6 protein-coding genes are annotated in these 3,608 nt (G+C 31.4%); 1 reads left to right on the top strand and 5 read right to left on the bottom strand.

Annotated elements, in window-relative coordinates:
- Window positions 1-345, top strand: a 345-nt coding sequence (locus tag AC30RD_RS07350) for an ATP-binding cassette domain-containing protein (RefSeq protein ID WP_489493779.1), incomplete at its 5' end; no start/stop codon positions are given.
- Here the strand turns inward: AC30RD_RS07350 and AC30RD_RS07355 are convergent.
- The 5 genes from AC30RD_RS07355 to purC form a co-directional block, all read right to left on the bottom strand.
- Window positions 342-1,037, bottom strand: a complete 696-nt coding sequence (locus AC30RD_RS07355) for a lysophospholipid acyltransferase family protein (RefSeq protein ID WP_489493780.1) — start codon at window positions 1,035-1,037, stop codon at window positions 342-344. The genes AC30RD_RS07350 and AC30RD_RS07355 overlap by 4 nt on opposite strands.
- Window positions 1,015-2,010 (bottom strand): hypothetical protein, encoded by a 996-nt coding sequence (locus AC30RD_RS07360; protein ID WP_489493782.1) that lies wholly within the window; start codon window positions 2,008-2,010, stop codon window positions 1,015-1,017. The genes AC30RD_RS07355 and AC30RD_RS07360 overlap by 23 nt, the downstream gene beginning before the upstream one ends.
- A gap of 91 nt (window positions 2,011-2,101) precedes the next feature.
- Complete coding sequence (purQ, locus tag AC30RD_RS07365; protein ID WP_489493783.1) at window positions 2,102-2,773, bottom strand: phosphoribosylformylglycinamidine synthase subunit PurQ; 672 nt, start codon at window positions 2,771-2,773, stop codon at window positions 2,102-2,104.
- Window positions 2,770-3,012 carry a phosphoribosylformylglycinamidine synthase subunit PurS gene (gene purS, locus AC30RD_RS07370; RefSeq protein ID WP_489493784.1) on the bottom strand — a complete coding sequence of 81 codons (243 nt, stop codon included), beginning with the start codon at window positions 3,010-3,012 and terminating at the stop codon, window positions 2,770-2,772. The genes purQ and purS overlap by 4 nt, the downstream gene beginning before the upstream one ends.
- Window positions 3,009-3,608 (bottom strand): phosphoribosylaminoimidazolesuccinocarboxamide synthase (gene purC, locus AC30RD_RS07375; protein WP_489493785.1); only part of this gene is annotated, 600 nt, incomplete at its 5' end. The genes purC and purS, both read right to left, overlap by 4 nt.

A 3,608-nucleotide genomic window follows, 5' to 3' on the forward strand; every position in this document is an offset into this window, starting at 1 on the left:
ACCTCATTTCATCCATCATATACCATAATCGATCAAATCTCTGACGTGTGCGATATAAAAGGAATTGAAGATTTGGCAAATCAAATGAAGATAGAAAAAGAACTTTTGAAAAAAAAGCCTCACGAACTATCTGGAGGACAACTTCAAAGATGCTCTATCTTAAGAGCGATAATGATGAAGCCAGATCTTTTGTTGGCCGATGAGCCAACAAGCGCCCTTGATAATATCATACAACTTCAAGTAATGAAACTTTTGGTTTCATTGCTTGATAGGGTGGGGATTCTTTTAATAACTCACGATATGGATCTCGCAAAATGGTGCAGCGATAGGATAGTTAAGCTTTAAGGGCAAAGCTTTTTTTTCTCCTCATCTTTTATTTTTTGCATTTTTTCTCTTAGATCTTTTAGCCAATCCTCATCTTCCTTTGCATAAAATGATGGAAGATAAATAATTTTTATAATCCCAGGATTTAAGGTCAATTTTTTTGAATCAAATCTCTCTTTGGCACATATAATTACCGCTGGTTGAACCTTTAATCTTAATTTATCGGCTATAATTTTTGCTCCTGGTTTAAAAGGAAGCAGTTTTTCCCCTTTGGCACGTGTTCCTTCGGGAAATATAGCTATGGTTTTATCTTTTATTTTTCTTTTCGCCTCTTTTAAAAGTTTTATTATGGCTCTTCTATCTTGTCTATCAAGCCTTATATTTTGAGGAAGTTTAAGTAAAAGTCCAAAAAAGGGAGTATCAAAAAGCTCTTTTTTTGCTATCCAAACCAAATCATATGGATAGGTGGCTTCTATTACCGGGATATCTATAAAACTTGAATGGTTCATTATAAGCATTTTGGCTTCCGGGTCAATTTCTCCTTCTGTTATTACCTTAATACCTATCAATTTTAATATAAGATTTGTATAAAAATTTTTTATTTTTTTATAATATTTTTTTGGAAATATCATAAAGGTAAAGATGTTAAAAGTTACCAAAATAATTATTACTATAGCGGCCCAAACTCCTCTAATCTTTGCAAATATTTTCATCTTTTACCCATCCTATTTTTCCGTTTGGCAGTCTTATTTTTATATATCCGTTTACGCTGTTTAATTTTTTTGTTTTAAAGTTATATTGTGTTTTATAAAATATTGTGCTATTTTTTGTAGGAAGCAATCTTATTTGACTATTTTGTTTGACACATATCTCTTTTAAAGGAATTGAGATATAAACTATATATATTCCTATTAAAAGACCAAAAAATAGATAAAAAAAAGATCTTTTATAAATCGCTAATATTAAAAAAAGAGTTGCTAAAGAGATTAAAATAGTAAATTTTATTATTTTATGGGAATTTTCACTTGGGTTTATATCTGTTTGGGTGCTAACGCTCTCATCTTTTATTTCCAAAATTTTTGAAAATTTTTCGAAATCGTTTTTTTGGGTGTTAAAATATGAGAAATGAAAATTTTTCATATCTTTTGGAACTATGGCAAAATAGGTCATTGTATATTTAGGAAAAGAAGAGGTGTTTAACTCCTCAATTCCTTCTTTGTTTACAAAATTTAGATGGAAATCTTCAAGATTGGATAGGGATGATTCAATATTTAAAACTATTAAGTTTTGCTCTCTGTCATATTGGACTCCTTGTATATCGGTAACGTTTAAATCATTTGCCAATACGCCGCAAAAATCTTTTGGCGGTTTTAATTTTATGGCTTTTATACTTTTTCCAAATAGAGTCTCTTTTTTAACGGGAGAGAGTTGATCTATTAAAAGATATACTTTGATATCCGGCAGTTTAATATTTTTATCTAAACTTTTAAAATAAAAGGTTTTATATATATATATCCCTTCTGTTTTTTCCGGAGTTTGAGTATATACCGGAAGTATATTTTCTCCATTTTCAAAATTGTATGACAATGAATCATAACTATCTTCGGTTACCACTATCTTTATAGTTATCGGGAAAATCTGATTTACAAATACTTTTTTGGGAATTTTATAATATGAAAGATACAAAGATTTCTCGTCATTTTCAAAAGACGAGAAATCTTGAGAAAACAGTTTTAAGATAAAATAAGAAAATGAGATAAATAAAAGAAGTGTTTTTTTAATCGATAAATCCTTTTATCATTTTTATTCCATCCTCGCTGCCCAAAATCTTTTCACAGGCTCTCTCGGGATGGGGCATCAATCCAAAAACGTTTTTATTTTCATTGCATATACCGGCAATTGCGTCTATGCTTCCGTTTGGATTTTCATATTCTCCGTCTTTATTACAATATTGTAAAATTACCTGACCTTTGTCATACATACTTTTTAATTTCTCTTCTTCTACAAAATAGTTGCCTTCCGCGTGAGCGATAGGAATATTTAGTATCTCATTTTTGTTGGTTTTCGATAAAAATCTGTTTTCGTTGTTTATAACTTTTATATATTGAAATTTCGATATAAAATGCAGATTTTCGTTTCTTTTCATTGCCCCAGGAAGCATATGAGACTCAAGAAGTATCTGAAATCCGTTACAAATCCCTAAAACGTATCCGCCTTTTTCTGCAAAATCCTTAACAGCTTTCATAATAGGACTAAATCTGGCAATTGCACCGCTTCTTAAATAATCCCCATAACTAAAGCCTCCTGGAATTACTACTAAATCTATGTTTTTTGGGAGTTTATCCATCTTATGCCAAACAATCTGAGTTTTTGCGCCTATTTGATTAAAGGCGAACTGGGTATCAAACTCACAGTTTGTTCCGGGAAATCTAACTATTGCTACTTTCATTTTTCAATCTCTATCTCATAATCTTCTATAACGGTATTTGCAAGGAGCCTTTCACACATCTCTTTTACTCTCTCTTTTGCTTTTTGTTCATCATTTTCGTTAATTTGTAAAATTATCTGTTTTCCAACCCTTACATCCTCTACCTCTTTAAAGCCCAAAGATTGCAGCGCATGATGAACGGCTTTACCTTGGGGATCCAAAACACCGGGTTTTAGATAGATATTTACTATCGCTTTCATTTTGATCCTTTATTTAATATTCTATTTAATACCTCTTCATATGCAACTTTAACATTTCCCAAATCTTGTCTAAATCTATCTTTATCAAGTTTTTCCCCGCTTTTTTTATCCCAAAACCTACAACTATCGGGGCTTATTTCGTCAGCAAGTATAATTTTTCCGTTTTTGTCCCTTCCAAACTCTACTTTAAAATCTACAAGTATCAAATCCCTTTTATCAAAAAAGGATTTTAATATAACATTTATCTCTCTTCCCAATCTTTTTAACTCTTCAAGCTCGGCTTCGTCTTTGGCAAGCTCTAAAATAAGTGCGTGTTCGTCGTTAATAAGAGGATCGTGGAGCTCGTCGTTTTTATAATAAAATTCAACTAACGCAAAAGGTAGTTTCTTTCCTTCTTCAATCCCGAGTCTTTTTGTTAAAGAGCCTGTCGCTATATTTCTAACAACCACTTCAATGGGAATCATATCCGCTTTTTTTATAAGCATCTCATTATCGCTTACTCTTTTAACATAATGGGTTGGAATGCCGTTTTTTTCCAATAGTTCAAAAAGCTCAGAGCTTATTTTGCAGTTTAGCGCTCCCTTTCCCTCTTCAAA

Source organism: Nitrosophilus sp. (genome assembly GCF_982775275.1).